This window comes from Streptomyces sp. NPDC038280, assembly GCF_055600045.1.
Map to the genome: position 1 here is coordinate 25,712 of NZ_JBVJYZ010000028.1, position 16,054 is coordinate 41,765.

Sequence of the window (16,054 nt, forward strand, 5' to 3'; positions counted from 1 at the left end):
ATGACATCCCCCGCGACATCCACCACCACGACCGAGCTCACCATCGGCGGGATGACCTGCGCCTCGTGCGCGGCCCGCGTCGAGAAGAAGCTCAACCGCATGGACGGCGTCACCGCCACCGTCAACTACGCGACGGAGAAGGCGAAGGTCTCGTACCGGGAGGGCATCGAGGTCGCCGATCTGATCGCGACGGTGGTCAGGACCGGCTACACCGCCGAGGCACCCCCGCCGCCCGAGCCCACGGACGAGGCCGAGAGCCCCGCCGGGGCCACCGCCGACGAGGCGGACGCGCTGCGCCGGCGGCTGATCGTCTCGGCCGCCCTCGCCGCACCGGTGGTGGCGACGGCGATGGTCCCCGCCCTTCAGTTCGACGGGTGGCAGTGGCTCTCGCTCGTGCTCGCCACACCCGTCGTCGTCTGGGGCGGACTGCCCTTCCACCGCGCGACCTGGACCAATCTCCGGCACGGCGCCGCCACCATGGACACGCTCGTCTCGGTGGGCACCCTCGCCGCCTTCGGCTGGTCGCTGTGGGCCCTGTTCCTCGGTGACGCGGGGATGCCCGGGATGCGTCACGGCTTCGACTTCTCCGTCTCCCGCGCCGACGCCGCGTCCACGATCTATCTCGAAGTCGCGGCCGGAGTGATCGCCTTCATCCTGCTCGGCCGCTTCCTGGAGGCACGCGCCAAGAGGAGGGCGGGCTCGGCACTGCGCGCGCTGATGGAGCTGGGCGCCAAGGACGTCGCCGTCCTGCGGGCGGGCCGCGAGGTGCGCGTCCCGGTGGACGCCCTGCGGGCCGGGGAGTTCTTCGTCGTGCGCCCCGGAGAGAAGATCGCCACCGATGGCACCGTCACCGAGGGCGCGTCCGCCGTGGACGCGTCCATGCTCACCGGCGAGTCCGTGCCGGCGGAGGTCACCGTCGGCGACCCGGTCATCGGCGGGTGCGTGAACACCTCGGGACGGCTGGTCGTCGAGGCCACCCGCGTCGGCGCCGACACCCGGCTCGCCCGGATGGCACACCTCGTCGAGGAGGCCCAGAACGGCAAGGCGCGCGTGCAGCGGCTCGCCGACCGGATCTCCGCGGTCTTCGTCCCCGTCGTGCTGCTGCTCGCGCTCGGCACGCTGGCTCTCTGGCTGGCGGTCACGGGCGACGCGACGGCGTCCTTCACCGCCGCCGTCGCCGTCCTGATCATCGCCTGCCCCTGCGCCCTGGGGCTCGCCACGCCGACCGCGCTGATGGTGGGCACCGGCCGGGGCGCCCAGCTCGGCATCCTGATCAAGGGCCCCGAGGCCCTGGAGTCCACGCGCCGCGTCGACACCGTCGTCCTCGACAAGACGGGCACGGTCACCACCGGCCGGATGACGCTCCGGAAGGTGTACGCGTACGAGGGCGTGGACGAGTCCCAGCTGGTGCGGCTCGCGGGCGCCCTGGAACACGCCTCCGAGCACCCGGTGGCCCGGGCCGTTGCGGCGGGCGCGCTCGAACGCGGCGACCTGCCACCCGTCGACGGCTTCGAGAACGTCCCCGGCCTCGGCGTACGCGGCACGGTCGAGGGCCGCGAGGTGGTGGCCGGCCGCGCCGCCCTGCTCGCGGACGCCGGAATCACCCTGCCGCCCGCCCCCGACGACCTCGGCGGGAGCACCGCCGTCCATGTCGCCTGGGACGGCGTGGCACGCGGGATCCTCACCGTTGCCGACACCGTCAAGGAGACCAGCGCGGAGGCCGTCCGGCTGTTGCGCGCGCTCGGCCTGACGCCGGTGCTGCTGACCGGCGACCAGCGGGCCGTCGCCGAGGCGGTCGCCGCCGAGGTGGCCATCGACGAGGTGTACGCGGAGGTCCTGCCCGAGGACAAGGCGGACGTGGTCCGCAGGCTCCAGGGCGAGGGGCGCACGGTCGCCATGGTCGGCGACGGCGTGAATGACGCGGCCGCCCTGGCCACGGCCGACCTGGGCCTCGCGATGGGCACGGGCACCGACGCGGCGATCGAGGCCGCCGACCTCACCCTCGTCCGGGGCGACCTGCGGGTGGCCGCGGACGCGATCCGGCTGTCACGGCGGACCCTGGCCACGATCAGGGGCAACCTCTTCTGGGCCTTCGGTTACAACGTGGCCGCGCTGCCGCTCGCGGCGGCCGGTCTGCTGAACCCGATGATCGCCGGGCTGGCCATGGCCTTTTCATCCGTTTTTGTCGTGACCAACAGCCTTCGACTCCGGGCGTTTACGTGAATTCACGTTCACGTGACGCACAGGACCTTCACAAAGAGACCTAGATCACAGATATTTGGGGGTAACCATTCGGGCTGTTCGCGAGTCTAAGTGGGCGATGCCGAGAACGTCTTGGGGGACGTTCATGGGATGTCTTGGGGGACGTCCCAGGCAAGCGTTGGCCGGGGCACGTGCACCGGGGAGCTTTGAGCGGCCCTCCCGTACGTACGTACCCCGGCAGACCGCGCAGACCTGCGAAAGCTTCTGCTGACCGACAAGGACAGCAGACGCCCGGCCCGGATCCCGTGGGGGGAATCCGCACCGGGGATATGGGAAGCGCCCCGCTCGTCGACCCGTGGGGGGATCGGCGGCGGGGCGCTTTTCTTCGTTTCGGCACGGGCCCGGCGGCGGGCCCGGACGGTGGGGTCAGCGACCCTCGACCGGGACGAAGTCGCGGAGGACCTCGCCGGTGTAGATCTGCCGCGGACGGCCGATGCGGGAGCCGGGCTCCTTGATCATCTCGTGCCACTGGGCGATCCAGCCGGGAAGGCGGCCGAGCGCGAAGAGCACGGTGAACATCTCGGTCGGGAAGCCCATCGCCCGGTAGATCAGACCCGTGTAGAAGTCGACGTTCGGGTAGAGGTTGCGCGAGACGAAGTAGTCGTCGGAGAGCGCGTGCTCCTCCAGCTTCAGCGCGATGTCGAGCAGCTCGTCGGACTTGCCGAGCGCGGAGAGGACATCGTGCGCGGCGGCCTTGATGATCTTGGCGCGCGGGTCGAAGCTCTTGTAGACCCGGTGGCCGAAGCCCATCAGACGGACGCCGTCCTCCTTGTTCTTCACCTTGCGGATGAAGGAGTCGACATCGCCGCCATTGGCCTGGATGCCCTCGAGCATCTCCAGGACCGACTGGTTGGCGCCACCGTGCAGGGGGCCCCACAGGGCCGAGATGCCGGCGGAGATCGAGGCGAACATGTTCGCCTGCGAGGAACCGACCAGACGCACGGTGGACGTCGAACAGTTCTGCTCGTGGTCCGCGTGCAGGATCAGCAGCTTCTCGAGCGCGGCGACCACGACCGGGTCGAGCTCGTACTCCTGGGCGGGGACCGAGAAGGTCATGCGCAGGAAGTTCTCGACGTACCCGAGGTCGTTGCGCGGGTAGACGAAGGGGTGGCCGATCGACTTCTTGTACGCGTACGCCGCGATCGTCGGCAGCTTGGCGAGCAGCCGGATCGTGGAGAGGTGGCGCTGCTTATCGTCGAACGGGTTGTGGCTGTCCTGGTAGAACGTGGACAGCGCGCTGACCACGGACGACAGCATGGCCATCGGGTGGGCGTCGCGCGGGAAGCCGTCGAAGAACCGCTTGACGTCCTCGTGCAGCAGCGTGTGCTGGGTGATCTCGTTCTTGAAGGTCGAGAGCTCGTCGACCTTGGGAAGCTCACCGTTGATCAGCAGGTAGGCGACCTCGAGGAACGTCGAACGCTCCGCCAGCTGCTCGATGGGGTAGCCGCGGTACCGCAGAATGCCCTGCTCACCGTCGAGGTAGGTGATCGCGGATTTATAGGCGGCGGTGTTGCCGTATCCGCTGTCCAGGGTGACCAGACCCGTCTGGGCTCGGAGCTTCCCGATGTCGAAGCCCTTGTCACCGACGGTGCTGTCAACCACCGGGTAGGTGTATTCACCGTCCGCGTACCGCAGTACTACAGAGTTGTCGCTCACGTCATCCCTCACCGACGTAGTGCCTCTTCTTCGAGGTGCCCTGACTGTCTCTACCATCCCCCATTTGGCTCAGGAGAGTGCACTCGGGGTCGACCATTGGGCCAATTGGCGGCACTCAGTGCCGCCAACCTGCTCATCCTGCCCCCTTCGCCCCGGTTCCGGTAGTCGGGGGTGGGGTTTCCCACGTCCGGGTGTCCTGAAGATCGATCCTGTGGTCAGGGCCGCGCGGACAGACTTCCGGACAGTCGGTGATCCAGCGCGGTGAAGCGTCTGCCTGCGGAAACAGTGCGGACGGCCTGCCCGATCGCCTTGCGGGAACCGACGAGGACGACCAGCTTCTTCGCCCGCGTGACGGCCGTGTAGAGCAGGTTCCGCTGCAGCATCATCCAGGCTCCGGTGGTGACGGGGATCACCACGGCGGGGTACTCGCTGCCCTGGGAACGGTGGATCGTCACGGCGTACGCGTGGGCCAGCTCGTCGAGTTCGTCGAAGTCGTACCCCACCTCCTCGTCCTCGTCCGTCAGCACCGTCAGCCGCTGGTCGTCCAGGCTGAGCGCGGTGACCACGCCGACCGTGCCGTTGAAGACCCCGTTCTCTCCCTTGTCGTAATTGTTGCGAATCTGGGTGACCTTGTCCCCCACCCGGAAGACCCTTCCACCGAATCTCTTCTCGGGCAGGTCCGGACGCGCCGGGGTGATGGCCTGCTGGAGCAGTCCGTTCAGCGTGCCCGCGCCGGCCGGGCCGCGGTGCATGGGGGCGAGTACCTGCACGTCGCGGCGCGGGTCGAGACCGAATTTGGCGGGAATCCGCCGTGCGGCGACATCGACGGCGACCCGTCCGGCGTCCTCGGTCTCGTCCTCGCTGAAGAGGAAGAAGTCCGGCAGGCCCGTGGTGATCGGCGGCACGCCGGAATTGATCCGGTGGGCGTTGGTGACCACGCCGGACTGCTGGGCCTGACGGAAGATGCGGGTGAGCCTGACGGCCGGGACGGGGCTTTCGGGGGCCAGCAGGTCGCTGAGCACCTCTCCGGCCCCCACCGAGGGCAGCTGGTCCACATCGCCGACGAGCAGCAGATGGGCGCCGGGCGCGACGGCCTTCACCAGCTTGTTGGCGAGCAGGAGGTCCAGCATGGAGGCCTCGTCGACCACCACCAGATCGGCGTCCAACGGCCGGTCCCGGTCGTACGCGGCGTCACCGCCCGGCTTGAGTTCCAGCAGCCGGTGGACGGTGGACGCCTCGGCGCCGGTGAGCTCGGCCAGGCGCTTGGCCGCCCTGCCCGTGGGCGCGGCCAGGACCACCTTGGCCTTCTTGGCCCGGGCCAGCTCCACGATCGAGCGGACGGTGAAGGACTTGCCGCAGCCGGGCCCACCGGTGAGCACGGCGACCTTCTCGGTGAGCGCCAGCCGGACGGCCTGCTCCTGCTCGGGCGCCAGTTCGGCGCCCGTGCGCGTCGCGAGCCAGGCGAGCGCCTTGTCCCAGGCGACGTCCCGGAAGGCCGGCATCCGGTCCTCGGCCGCCCGCAGCAGGCGCTGGATCTGGGCGGCCAGGGACAGTTCGGCGCGGTGGAAGGGGATCAGGTAGACCGCCGTGACCGGCTGCCCGTCGACGCCCGGCACCCGCTCCCGTACGACGCCCGGCTCGTCGTCCTCACCGGGTGCCGCCAGCTCGGCGAGGCACTCGATGACCAGCCCGGTGTCGACCTGGAGCAGCTTGACCGCGTCGGCGATCAGCTGCTCCTCGGGCAGGAAGCAGTGCCCCTGGTCGGTGGACTGGGACAGGGCGTACTGCAGCCCGGCCTTGACCCGCTCCGGGCTGTCGTGCGGGATGCCGACGGCCTGGGCGATCCGGTCGGCCGTGAGGAAGCCGATGCCCCAGACGTCCGCCGCCAGCCGGTAGGGCTGGTTCCTCACGACGGAGATCGAGGCGTCGCCGTACTTCTTGTAGATCCGCACGGCGATGGAGGTCGAGACCCCGACCCCCTGGAGGAAGATCATGACCTCCTTGATCGCCTTCTGCTCCTCCCAGGCGGCGCCGATGAGCCGGGTGCGCTTGGGGCCGAGGCCCGGCACTTCGACGAGCTTCGCGGGCTGCCGCTCGATGATGTCGAGGGTGTCGGTGCCGAAGTGCTCCACGATCCGCTCGGCGATCCTCGGGCCGATGCCCTTGATCAGACCGGAGCCGAGATAGCGGCGGATGCCCTGGATGGTGGCCGGCAGGACGGTCGTGTAGTTCTCGACGGTGAACTGCTTGCCGTACTGCGGGTGGGAGCCCCAGCGGCCCTCCATGCGCAGCGACTCGCCCGGTTGCGCGCCGAGCAGCGAGCCGACCACCGTGAGGAGGTCCCCGGCGCCTCGACCGGTGTCGACGCGGGCGACGGTGTAGCCGCTCTCCTCGTTGGCGTAGGTGATCCGCTCCAGGACGCCTTCGACCACTGCCTGACTGGACATGATCCGAAGATAGCGGCGGGGTCGGACAACCCGCCGGGCCCGCGGACAACTCCCCGGCCGCACCGGGGCGGCTCGCGCACCGCCTCGGGGATGTCCCGCGCGCTGCCTCGCGCACACCTCGCGCACTACAAGGGGCCCGGTCCGCGGACCGGGCCCCACGCGTTCCCCTCCCTGACCAAGGCTTCCCGAATCCCCCCAGATCCCTCCCCGGAAGCCCTGACACGAGATAGGACCACCGTCACCCGCAAAGGGTTGTACGGCTTCGCTGAGTTATTTTTCCGGAGTCACGGCGGCGTATCTCGCCGCCGTCTCCTCCAGCACCTTCGCGCCGTCCCGGGCCCACAGTTCCTCGTTGAACAGCTCCACCTCGATGGGGCCGTCGTATCCGGCCGCGTCGACCAGGGAGCGCCACGCGCGCAGGTCGATCACCCCGTCACCCAGCTGTCCCCGGCCGTTCAGGACCCCCGCCGGCAAGGGGGTGGTCCAGTCGGCGAGTTGGAAGGAGTGGATCCGTCCGGCGGCTCCCGCGCGCGCGACCGCCGCCGGCGCCCGGTCGTCCCACCACACGTGGTAGGTGTCCACGACCACGCCGACCTGTCCGGCGGGGAAGCGCTCGGCGATGGCGAGGGCCTGGTCCAGCGTGGAGATCGCGCACCGGTCCGCCGCGTACATCGGGTGCAGCGGCTCGATGGCCAGGCGCACGCCCCGCGCCCCCGCGTAGGGGGCGAGTTCGCCGATGGCGTCGGCGATCAGGGCGCGGGCCGCGGTCAGGTCCTTGGTGCCGGGGGCCAGTCCACCGGAGACGAGGACGAGGGTGTCCGTGCCGAGCGCCGCCGCCTCGTCGATCGCGGCGCGGTTGTCGTCCAGGTCGGTGGCCGTGGTGAAGAAGCCGCCCCGGCAGAGGGTGGTGACGGTCAGGCCCGCGTCCCGCACGAGCCGGACCGTCGCCTCGATCCCGTACGCCCGCACGGGATCGCGCCACAGGCCCACCCCGGGGATGCCCAGCCGTACGCACTGCGCCACGAGCTCCGGCAGCGGGAGCCCCTTCACCGTCATCTGGTTGACGCTGAGACGGGACAGGGTCACTGGTCCACTCCGTACACCGTGAGCAAGGACTTCATCCGGGACTGCGCGAGCTCGGGATCGGGGAGGAGACCCAGCCCGTCGGCGAGTTCGTAGGCCCGCGCCAGGTGCGGCAGCGAGCGGGCCGACTGGAGGCCACCGACCATCGCGAAGTGGTCCTGGTGTCCGGCCAGCCAGGCCAGCAGCACCACGCCCGTCTTGTAGAAGCGGGTCGGCGGCGCGAAGAGATGACGGGACAACGCGACGGTCGGGTCGAGGAGTTCGCGGAAGCCGCGTACGTCACCCGTGTCGAGGGCGCGCACGGCCCGGGCGGCCAGCGGGGCGAGCGGGTCGAAGATCCCGAGAAGGGCGTGGCTGAAGCCCCGCTCGTCGCCCGCGATCAGCTCGGGGTAGTGGAAGTCGTCGCCGGTGTAGCAGCGCACACCCTCGGGGAGGCGGAGCCGCAGCACGGTCTCGCGTTCCGCGTCCAGCAGGGAGACCTTGACCCCGTCGACCTTGTCCCGGTGCGTGGCGATGATCTTCAGAAAGGTCTCGGTCGCGGCGTCCGGGTCGGCGGAGCCCCAGTACCCCTCGAGCGCCGGGTCGAACATCGGGCCGAGCCAGTGCAGGATCACCGGCTCCGACGCCTGCCTCAGTAGATGGCCGTACACCGCCGCGAAGTCCTCGGGGCCGCGCGCGGCGGCGGCGAGCGCCCGGGAGGCCATGAGGACGGCCTGCGCGCCGGTCTCCTCGACGAGCGCGAGCTGCTCCTCGTAGGCACGGGTCACGGCCGTCAGGTCCGCGGGTCCGGTGAGCTGGTCGGTTCCGACCCCGCAGGCGATGCGGCCGCCGACCGCCTTCGCCTCGGCCGCCGAGCGGCGGATCAGCTCCGCCGCGCCCGTCCAGTCGAGGCCCATCCCGCGCTGCGCGGTGTCCATGGCCTCGGCGACGCCGAGGCCATGGGCCCACAGATGGCGCCGGAAGGCGAGGGTGGCGTCCCAGTCGACGGCGGCCGGGGAGTCCGGGTGGGTGTCCGCGTACGGGTCGGCGACGACATGGGCGGCGGCGAAGACCGTACGGGAGACGAGGGGGCCGCCCGGGGGGAGCGTCAGCGGCTCGGTGCGTGGCTCGTACGTGCCGTACGGCAGGCGGATGGTCACAGCGTGAGCTCCGGGACGTCGTAACGGCGGCCCTCCGCGGACGACTTGAGGCCGAGTTCGGCGAGCTGGACGCCACGGGCGCCGGCCAGCAGGTCCCAGTGGTACGGCTCGTCCAGGGCGATGTGGCGCAGGAACAGTTCCCACTGGGCCTTGAATCCGTTGTCGAACTCGGCGTTGTCCGGCACTTCCTGCCACTGGTCGCGGAAGGAGTGCGTCACGGGCAGATCCGGGTTCCAGACCGGCTTGGGGGTCGTGGACCGGTGCTGTACGCGGCAGTCACGCAGGCCCGCGACGGCGGAGCCGTGGGTGCCGTCGACCTGGAACTCGACGAGTTCGTCGCGGTGGACGCGGACCGCCCAGGAGGAGTTGATCTGTGCGACGGCTCCGCCCTCGAGCTGGAAGATGCCGTACGCGGAGTCGTCGGCGGTGGCCGCGTACGGCTTGCCGCGCTCGTCCCAGCGCTGCGGGACATGGGTGGTGATGTGCGCGTTCACACTGGTCACGCGGCCGAACAACTCGTGCAGTACGTACTCCCAGTGCGGGAACATGTCGACGGTGATGCCGCCGCCGTCCTCGGCGCGGTAGTTCCAGGAGGGGCGCTGGGCCTCCTGCCAGTCGCCCTCGAAGACCCAGTAGCCGAACTCGCCCCGCACGGACAGGATCTTCCCGAAGAAGCCGCCGTCGACGAGGCGCTTCAGCTTCCGCAGACCCGGCAGGAAGATCTTGTCCTGGACGACGCCGTGCTTGACTCCGGCGGCGCGGGCGAGCCGGGCGAGCTCCAGGGCGCCGGTCACGTCCGTGGCGGTGGGCTTCTCCGTGTAGATGTGCTTGCCCGCGGCGACGGCCTTCCTGATCGCGTCGACGCGGGCGGAGGTGACCTGCGCGTCGAAGTACACCTCGACGGTGTCGTCGGCGAGTACGGCGTCGAGGTCGGTCGACCACTCGACGAGGCCGTGGCGCTCGGCGAGTCCGCGCAGCGCGTGCTCACGGCGGCCGACGAGGACCGGCTCGGGCCACAGGACGGTTCCGTCCCCGAGGTCCAGGCCGCCCTGTTCGCGCAGCGCGAGGATCGAGCGCACCAGATGCTGCCGGTATCCCATCCGTCCGGTGACGCCGTTCATGGCGATCCGGACTGTCCTGCGTGTCACGAGATTCCCTCCGTGCTGCGTCGTAACCGCCGTAGCAAGCGCTTTCTACGGGGCAGGACGCTAGCCTGCCGACAGCGCCCCGGACAAGGGGATCGCCCGACTCTCCTCGGAGGAACGCGATGACCGTCACGCTGGCCGATGTGGCCGCACGCGCGCGGGTCTCCCCGGCCACCGTCTCCCGGGTCCTGAACGGCAATTACCCGGTCGCCGCGGCCACCCGGGAGCGGGTGCTGCGCGCCGTCGACGAGCTGGACTACGTACTGAACGGCCCCGCGAGCTCGCTCGCCGCCGCCACGTCCGACCTCGTCGGCATCCTGGTGAACGACATCGCCGACCCCTTCTTCGGGATCATGGCCGGGGCCGCTCAGAGCGCCATCGGCGAGGGCGCGCTGGGCCGCGCGGGCGGGGAGAAGCTGGCCGTCGTCTGCAACACCGGCGGCTCCCCCGAGCGCGAACTCACCTATCTCACACTGCTCCAGCGGCAGCGCGCGGCGGCCGTGGTCCTGACCGGCGGCGCGCTCGAGGACCCGGACCACATCGCCGCGACGGCCGCCAAGCTGGCGAAGCTCGCGGACGCGGGCACCCGGGTGGTGCTGTGCGGCCGGCCGCCGCTGCCCGGCTGCGACGCGGTCGTGGCGGCGCTGGCCTTCGACAACCGGGGCGGCGGGCGGCGGCTCACCGAGCATCTGCTCGCACTCGGCCACCGGCGGATCGGCTATGTCGCGGGCCCGGCCGAGCGGACGACGACCCGGCACCGCCTGGAGGGCCACCGCGAGGCGATGGCCGCGGCGGGTCTGGCGGAGGGCCAGGAGCGGGTGACCGTGCACGGGCCGTACGACCGCCGCTCCGGCTACGACTCCACCGTCGAACTCCTGCGCCGCGCCCCCGACCTGACGGCGATCGTGGCCGCCAACGACACGGTCGCCCTCGGCGCCTGCGCGGCCCTGCGCGACCAGGGCCTGCGCGTCCCCGAGGACATCTCGGTGGCGGGCTTCGACGACCTGCCGTTCTCGGTGGACGCGGTCCCGGCGCTCACGACCGTACGGCTGCCGCTGTACGAGGCGGGGGCGCGGGCCGGCCGGCTCGCGATGGGCACGGAGTCACCACCGCCGGGCGGCATCGCGACGGTCCCGGCGGAGCTGATGGCGAGGGGGTCGACGGCCCGGCCACGGGGGTGAGGTGTTCTCTCGGGGTCGAGGGGTCGATTGGCCGAGGGGCCGAGGGTCGGGCCGCGGCGGTGATTGGGCTTCCCGGGGCGCGCACCGACTCGCCCCGGGGCGGACCGGCGAGCCGATCGGGGCGCTCAGGCCCCCGGGCGCACCGGCAGGCTGATCCGGGCGCGCACCGACGCACCCCGGGCGGACCGGCGAGCCGATCGAGGCGCTCAGGCCCCGGGCGCACCGGCGGGCTGACCCCGGTTCGCCCAGGCGCCCCGGCGGACCGGGTCAGCCCGTCGCCGCCCCGTCCAGGCCCGTCGCCGACAGGACCGCGTCCACGGTTTCCTCCACCGACAGTTCGGCGTTGTTCACCCAGGCCCCCTCCCCGAGCAGTTCTTCTTGCATCACCTCGTCCAGCGCCGACCAGTCCGTCGACAGGCGCTTGTCCCGCGCGAGGTTGCGCTCCCAGGCCGTCTTGGGGCCGGGGGCGAGGATGACGAGGTGGACCGGTCCGCTGCCGGCGGGCAGCGTGGCGCGGTAGAAGTCCAGGTGGGACCGGCGGGCGACCACGTCGTCGACGACGGGGAGGAAGCCGGCGGCGGCGAAACTGCCCGCCAGGAGGCAGGCGTTGCGGGCACGGAGGAAGATCTGCCGGTCCGCCTCCGGATCCCCGACGGGGTCCGGCCACCGCCCGCCCCGGACGATCAGCTCCTGGAGGCGGTCGACTTCGAGGTGCGCGGAGTGCGCGAAGCGGGCCGCGAGCGCGGCGGCGACGGTCGACTTGCCACTGCCGGGGATGCCGCTCAGGAGGACGACTCCGGGGGCCGGTTCACGATCGATGGGGACAAGATCCATGCCGGGACGATAGCGCGGACCGGCAGCGGCGTCAGGGTCGCCCCGGACACCGGCAGCGCCGCGGCGCACCACCTCGGAGGGTTGACCGTCTCGTCCAGGACCAGGTCCGGCCGGGACGGGGACGCTGCCGGCGGAGGCGGCGGCCGTACGGCTGGATCCGGTGTCCAGGCGGCGGCGGTCGGCGCTGTGGCGTGCGGGAACGGCCCGTCGGCCCAGGCTCACCGGGACCGCACGGACTCTCCGTCCGGCCTTCGGTGGCCGAAGCCGAGAGCCGCGGGCCGGCCCGCCTTCCCGCCTCCTCACCGCACAACCACCCGGCCTTCCCCACCGCTCATCGAGTGGTCTTTCCTGTGCGATCCCTTGACCTGGCAGTTAGTTTCCGACTATCCGTGACACCTTGGAAGTTTCCTTCACCACCCCCCGCCCCGTACGGCCGGAAGGAGCACCAGTGCACGATCGCCCCACCTCCAGACGCGCCCTGCTCACCGCCACCGCCGCCGTGTCCGCCGCCGCGGCAACCGGAGTCCTCACCCCCGCGACCGCCGCGGCCGCGCCCCCCGACCTGCACCGCCTCCGCCGGCTCATCTCCCGGATGAGCCTGGAGGAGAAGGTCGGCCAGCTCTTCGTCATGCGGGTGTACGGTCACTCCGCCACCGCCCCCGACCAGGCCGACATCGACGCCAACCTCAAGGAGATCGGGGTCCGTACGGCCGCCGAGCTCATCGCCACGTACCACGTCGGCGGTGTCATCTACTTCTCCTGGGCCCACAACACCCGCGACCCGCACCAGATCGCCGCCCTCTCCAACGGCATCCAGCGGGCCGGTCTCGCCCAGCCCACGCCGGTCCCCCTGCTGATCTCCACCGACCAGGAGCACGGCATCGTCAACCGCGTCGGCAAGCCCGCGACGCTGCTGCCCGGTGCGATGGCTCTGGGGGCGGGGAGTTCGTGTACGGACGCGCGCCGGGCCGCCCGGATCGCCGGCGCCGAGCTCGCCGCGATGGGCATCCGGCAGAACTACGCGCCCGTCGCCGACGTCAACGTCAACCCCGCCAACCCGGTCATCGGCGTACGGTCCTTCGGCGCCGACCCGCAGGCCGTCGCCGGACTCGTCGCCGCTCAGGTGAGGGGGTACCAGGGCGCCGGGGTCGCCGCGACCTGCAAGCACTTCCCCGGCCACGGCGACACCGCGACCGACAGCCACTACGGGCTGCCGACCATCACGCACACGCGCGAGCAGTGGGCGGAGCTGGACGCGCCCCCGTTCCGGAGCGCGATCGCCCACGGAATCGACTCGATCATGACCGCGCACATCGTCGTTCCTGCGCTCGACCCGAGCGGGGACCCGGCGACGCTCTCCCGGCCCATCCTCACCGGCATCCTGCGTGAACAGCTGGGCTACGACGGTGTGGTGGTGACCGACTCGCTCGGCATGGAGGGCGTCCGCACCAAGTACGGCGACGACCGCGTTCCGGTGCTCGCCCTGAAGGCCGGGGTCGACCAGCTCCTCAACCCGCCGAAGCTGGATGTCGCCTGGAAGGCCGTACTGAAGGCCGTCAAGGAGGGCGAGCTCACCGAGGAGCGCCTCGACGAATCGATCCTGCGCATCCTTCGGCTGAAGGCCCGGCTGGGTCTCTTCCACGATCCCTACGTCTCCGACCGGGACGTGGACCGGACCGTGGGAACCCGTGCGCATCTGGCGGCGGCCGACGACATCGCCGAGGCGACGACCACCGTGCTGCGCAACGAGGGCGGGCTGCTGCCGCTCGACCCGCGCACCCGGCCGAACCTGCTCGTCGTCGGCGCGGATCCCGCCTCGCCGACCGGCACCACCGGGCCGCCCACCGCCACGCTCGCCAAGGCCTTCACCGAACTGGGCTTCACCACGACGGCGTTGGCCACGGGGACGGCCCCTGCGCCGGCGAAGATCGACGAGGCGGTGGCGGCGGCGGCCGGCAAGGACGTGATCGTCGTCGGCACGTACAACGTCACAGCGGTCAGTACCCAGCGCACCCTGGTGACGCGGCTCGCCGCGACCGGCGTGCCGGTCGTCACGGTCGCGATCCGCAATCCGTACGACATCGCCCAGCTCACCGGGCAGCGGGCGACCGTGGCGAGCTACTCCTGGACGGATGTCGAACTGTGTGCGGCCGCCCGGGTCATCGCCGGCCGCGCCGATCCCCGGGGCCGGCTGCCGGTCGCCATACAGAGCGCGGACGATCCGGCCAAGGAGCTGTACCCGGTCGGCTACGGCCTGCGGTACTAACCGCAGCGAACCGGCGAGGGGCTGTGCGCGCCCGTTCCGAGCGGCGCGCACAGCCCCTGTCAGTGGTCCGCGGGCCTTCCCGCTTACGGGCGCAGGGTCTGCGCGCGCTCCACGCTCTTCTTGTCCAGGCGCTTGTCGAACGGCGCCAGCGGCTTCGCCTTCGCCGGGTCGGCCTGGACGGCCGCCGGGGCGACACCCGCCCACTGGAGGATCCGGGCCGTGGCCTTGGTGCGCTCGGCCTCGACCAGACCCGCCACGTTGGCGCCGTGGTTGGCGCCGGGCGCGGCGTAGACATAGCTGTCACGGGCGCCCTTGCCGAGGCGGAAACGCTCGGCACCCCACGGATCGTTGGCGCCGTACACGAAGAGCATGTGGGTGGCGTGGTGCCGGACCCAGCTGTCGACGTCCCGCATGGCCTGCGGCTCGGCCTTCATGGGGATGGAGGCCGGCACGAAGTTCCGCGGCGGCTGGTACCCGTAACGGCTCAGTCCGGCCAGGTGCGGCAGCGTGATGGTGGGCGAGCCCAGCTCCGTGCCGGCCTGGTAGTAGTACGGGGTGTAGGGCTCGAGGCCCTGGTCGGTGTAGAAGGAGAAGCCGGAGATCGCGTCGACGCTGTCCCAGATCTCCTGGTCGGACGCGGTCGCCGCGTCGGGGACCGACGCGCAGTCGGCGAGCAGGCTGTACTGCCAGAAGGCCCAGACGTAGTCGAGGACGACGGCTTCGTACGCCTTGTCGAGGCTGCCGACGGTGGCGAAGGTGTAGCCGTTCTCCGCCGCGTACTGGGTGTACTTGGCCTCCAGCGGCTCCCGGCGGACGAGGGCCTCGCGCTGCACGGCGTTGAGCTTGTCGCGGCACTCCTTGGTGCCGACCTTCTCGAAGAACCGGTCGTAGGCCGAGTCCTCCTTGTTCACCACGTCGTTGGGCGCCACATAGGCGACGACACCATCCATGTCGCGCGGGTAGAAGCGCTCGAAGTAGGTGGCGGTCATGCCGCCCTTGGACGCGCCGGTGGCGATCCAGTTCTTGGTGTAGATCTGCTTCAGCGCGGTGTGGATGCGGTGCTGGTCGGTGGCGGCCTGCCAGATGTTCAGCTTCGACCAGTCGGCCGGCTGGGGCCGGGACGGAGTGAAGAACCGATACTCCATGGAGACCTGGTTGCCGTCGATGATGGCCGTCGGCTCACTGCGGCGCGGGTTGGTGCTGACGTGGTAGCCGGAGGTGAAGAAGACGGTCGGGCGGCTGGTGTCCTTGTGCAGCAGGGTGATGCGCTGCTGGAAGGTGCCCTTGCGCGGGTCCCGGTGGTCCACCGGCTGGGTGTAGGTGAGGACGAAGAAGCGGTAGCCGGTGTAGGGCTTCTCCTCGATCAGGGTCATCCCGGGAATCGCCAGGATGCGGTCCTTGATGTCCGTGGCCGCGGCCGTCGGTGTGGCCGTGCCGGTGGCTGTGCCGGTGGCCGGTTCTGCGGCGGTGGCCGCACCGGCCGCACTCACGGTGCCGATGAGCACCACGAGTGACAGCAGCCACCTCAGCGTCTTGCGCATTCATCCTCCCCTGTGGTCACGACGTTCGCCGTGAACCTAGCGGGATGAACATGCCTGTCGCCAGACCCAGTTGGACCAGTCGGCCGGTCGGATCGTCAGCACAGTACCCAACCGGTGGATCCGCTCCGGCCGGCGACCGTGCCGGTGGCCCGGACACAGCGGTTGAGCGCGTGGACGGTGACGGGACCCGCCTGCCGGGTGAACCGGCCGCTGTCGACGACGGCGCGGCCACCGCGCGGCTGGAGGGAGACGGACATGGCACGCCGCGCGCCGGGGGACTTGGCGAGCGTCAGCGCGCAGACGTACTGCCTGCTCTTGTAGAGACGCAGCTCGCCGGTGGCGAACGTGACGGTCTTGGTCGGCCGGCCGTTGCACAGCGAGGCGGCCCCGGCCCCGGAGACGCCCGGCCCGGCGAGCGTGAGGGCCGCCGCGGCGATCACCACGGCCAGCAGGTGCGTCAGCAGTCGGCGGCCCCTGGCCCCGGCCCCGGTCGCCATCCT

General features: G+C 71.3%; 11 protein-coding genes. 3 read left to right on the plus strand and 8 right to left on the minus strand.

Annotated features, from left to right (window positions below):
• Positions 1-2,223 (plus strand): heavy metal translocating P-type ATPase, encoded by a 2,223-nt coding sequence (locus ACZ7J0_RS33210; RefSeq protein ID WP_470893707.1) that lies wholly within the window; start codon positions 1-3, stop codon positions 2,221-2,223.
• A 405-nt stretch (positions 2,224-2,628) separates the two neighbouring features.
• Here ACZ7J0_RS33210 and ACZ7J0_RS33215 read toward each other — a convergent pair whose 3' ends face one another.
• From ACZ7J0_RS33215 to ACZ7J0_RS33235, 5 genes are all read right to left on the minus strand, one after another.
• Positions 2,629-3,918, minus strand: coding sequence for a citrate synthase (locus ACZ7J0_RS33215; protein ID WP_470893709.1), 1,290 nt, complete (start codon positions 3,916-3,918; stop codon positions 2,629-2,631).
• Between the two features lie 215 nt (positions 3,919-4,133).
• Positions 4,134-6,365: an SF1B family DNA helicase RecD2 gene (gene recD2 / locus ACZ7J0_RS33220; RefSeq protein ID WP_470893711.1), complete on the minus strand. Its 2,232-nt coding sequence runs from the start codon at positions 6,363-6,365 to the stop codon at positions 4,134-4,136.
• 270 nt (positions 6,366-6,635) lie between these two features.
• Positions 6,636-7,421 (minus strand): sugar phosphate isomerase/epimerase family protein, encoded by a 786-nt coding sequence (locus ACZ7J0_RS33225; RefSeq protein ID WP_470893763.1) that lies wholly within the window; start codon positions 7,419-7,421, stop codon positions 6,636-6,638.
• Between the two features lie 26 nt (positions 7,422-7,447).
• Positions 7,448-8,587: a dihydrodipicolinate synthase family protein gene (locus ACZ7J0_RS33230; RefSeq protein ID WP_470893713.1), complete on the minus strand. Its 1,140-nt coding sequence runs from the start codon at positions 8,585-8,587 to the stop codon at positions 7,448-7,450.
• Complete coding sequence (locus ACZ7J0_RS33235; protein WP_470893715.1) at positions 8,584-9,735, minus strand: Gfo/Idh/MocA family protein; 1,152 nt, start codon at positions 9,733-9,735, stop codon at positions 8,584-8,586. The genes ACZ7J0_RS33230 and ACZ7J0_RS33235 overlap by 4 nt, the downstream gene beginning before the upstream one ends.
• A gap of 119 nt (positions 9,736-9,854) precedes the next feature.
• Here ACZ7J0_RS33235 and ACZ7J0_RS33240 point away from each other — a divergent pair, with 119 nt between their 5' ends.
• Positions 9,855-10,913, plus strand: coding sequence for a LacI family DNA-binding transcriptional regulator (locus ACZ7J0_RS33240; RefSeq protein ID WP_470893717.1), 1,059 nt, complete (start codon positions 9,855-9,857; stop codon positions 10,911-10,913).
• 267 nt (positions 10,914-11,180) lie between these two features.
• On the opposite strand, the gene ACZ7J0_RS33245 is transcribed toward ACZ7J0_RS33240, so the two are convergent.
• On the minus strand, positions 11,181-11,747 hold the full coding sequence (locus ACZ7J0_RS33245) for an AAA family ATPase (protein ID WP_470893719.1): 567 nt from the start codon (positions 11,745-11,747) through the stop codon (positions 11,181-11,183).
• Positions 11,748-12,195: 448 nt separating this feature from the next.
• On the opposite strand from ACZ7J0_RS33245, the gene ACZ7J0_RS33250 reads away from it, so the two are divergent.
• Positions 12,196-14,013 carry a glycoside hydrolase family 3 protein gene (locus ACZ7J0_RS33250; protein ID WP_470893721.1) on the plus strand — a complete coding sequence of 606 codons (1,818 nt, stop codon included), beginning with the start codon at positions 12,196-12,198 and terminating at the stop codon, positions 14,011-14,013.
• A gap of 83 nt (positions 14,014-14,096) precedes the next feature.
• Here ACZ7J0_RS33250 and ACZ7J0_RS33255 read toward each other — a convergent pair whose 3' ends face one another.
• Positions 14,097-15,554 (minus strand): S28 family serine protease, encoded by a 1,458-nt coding sequence (locus ACZ7J0_RS33255; RefSeq protein ID WP_470893723.1) that lies wholly within the window; start codon positions 15,552-15,554, stop codon positions 14,097-14,099.
• Positions 15,555-15,649: 95 nt separating this feature from the next.
• Positions 15,650-16,051, minus strand: coding sequence for a hypothetical protein (locus ACZ7J0_RS33260; protein WP_470893765.1), 402 nt, complete (start codon positions 16,049-16,051; stop codon positions 15,650-15,652).
• Positions 16,052-16,054 lie beyond the last annotated feature (3 nt).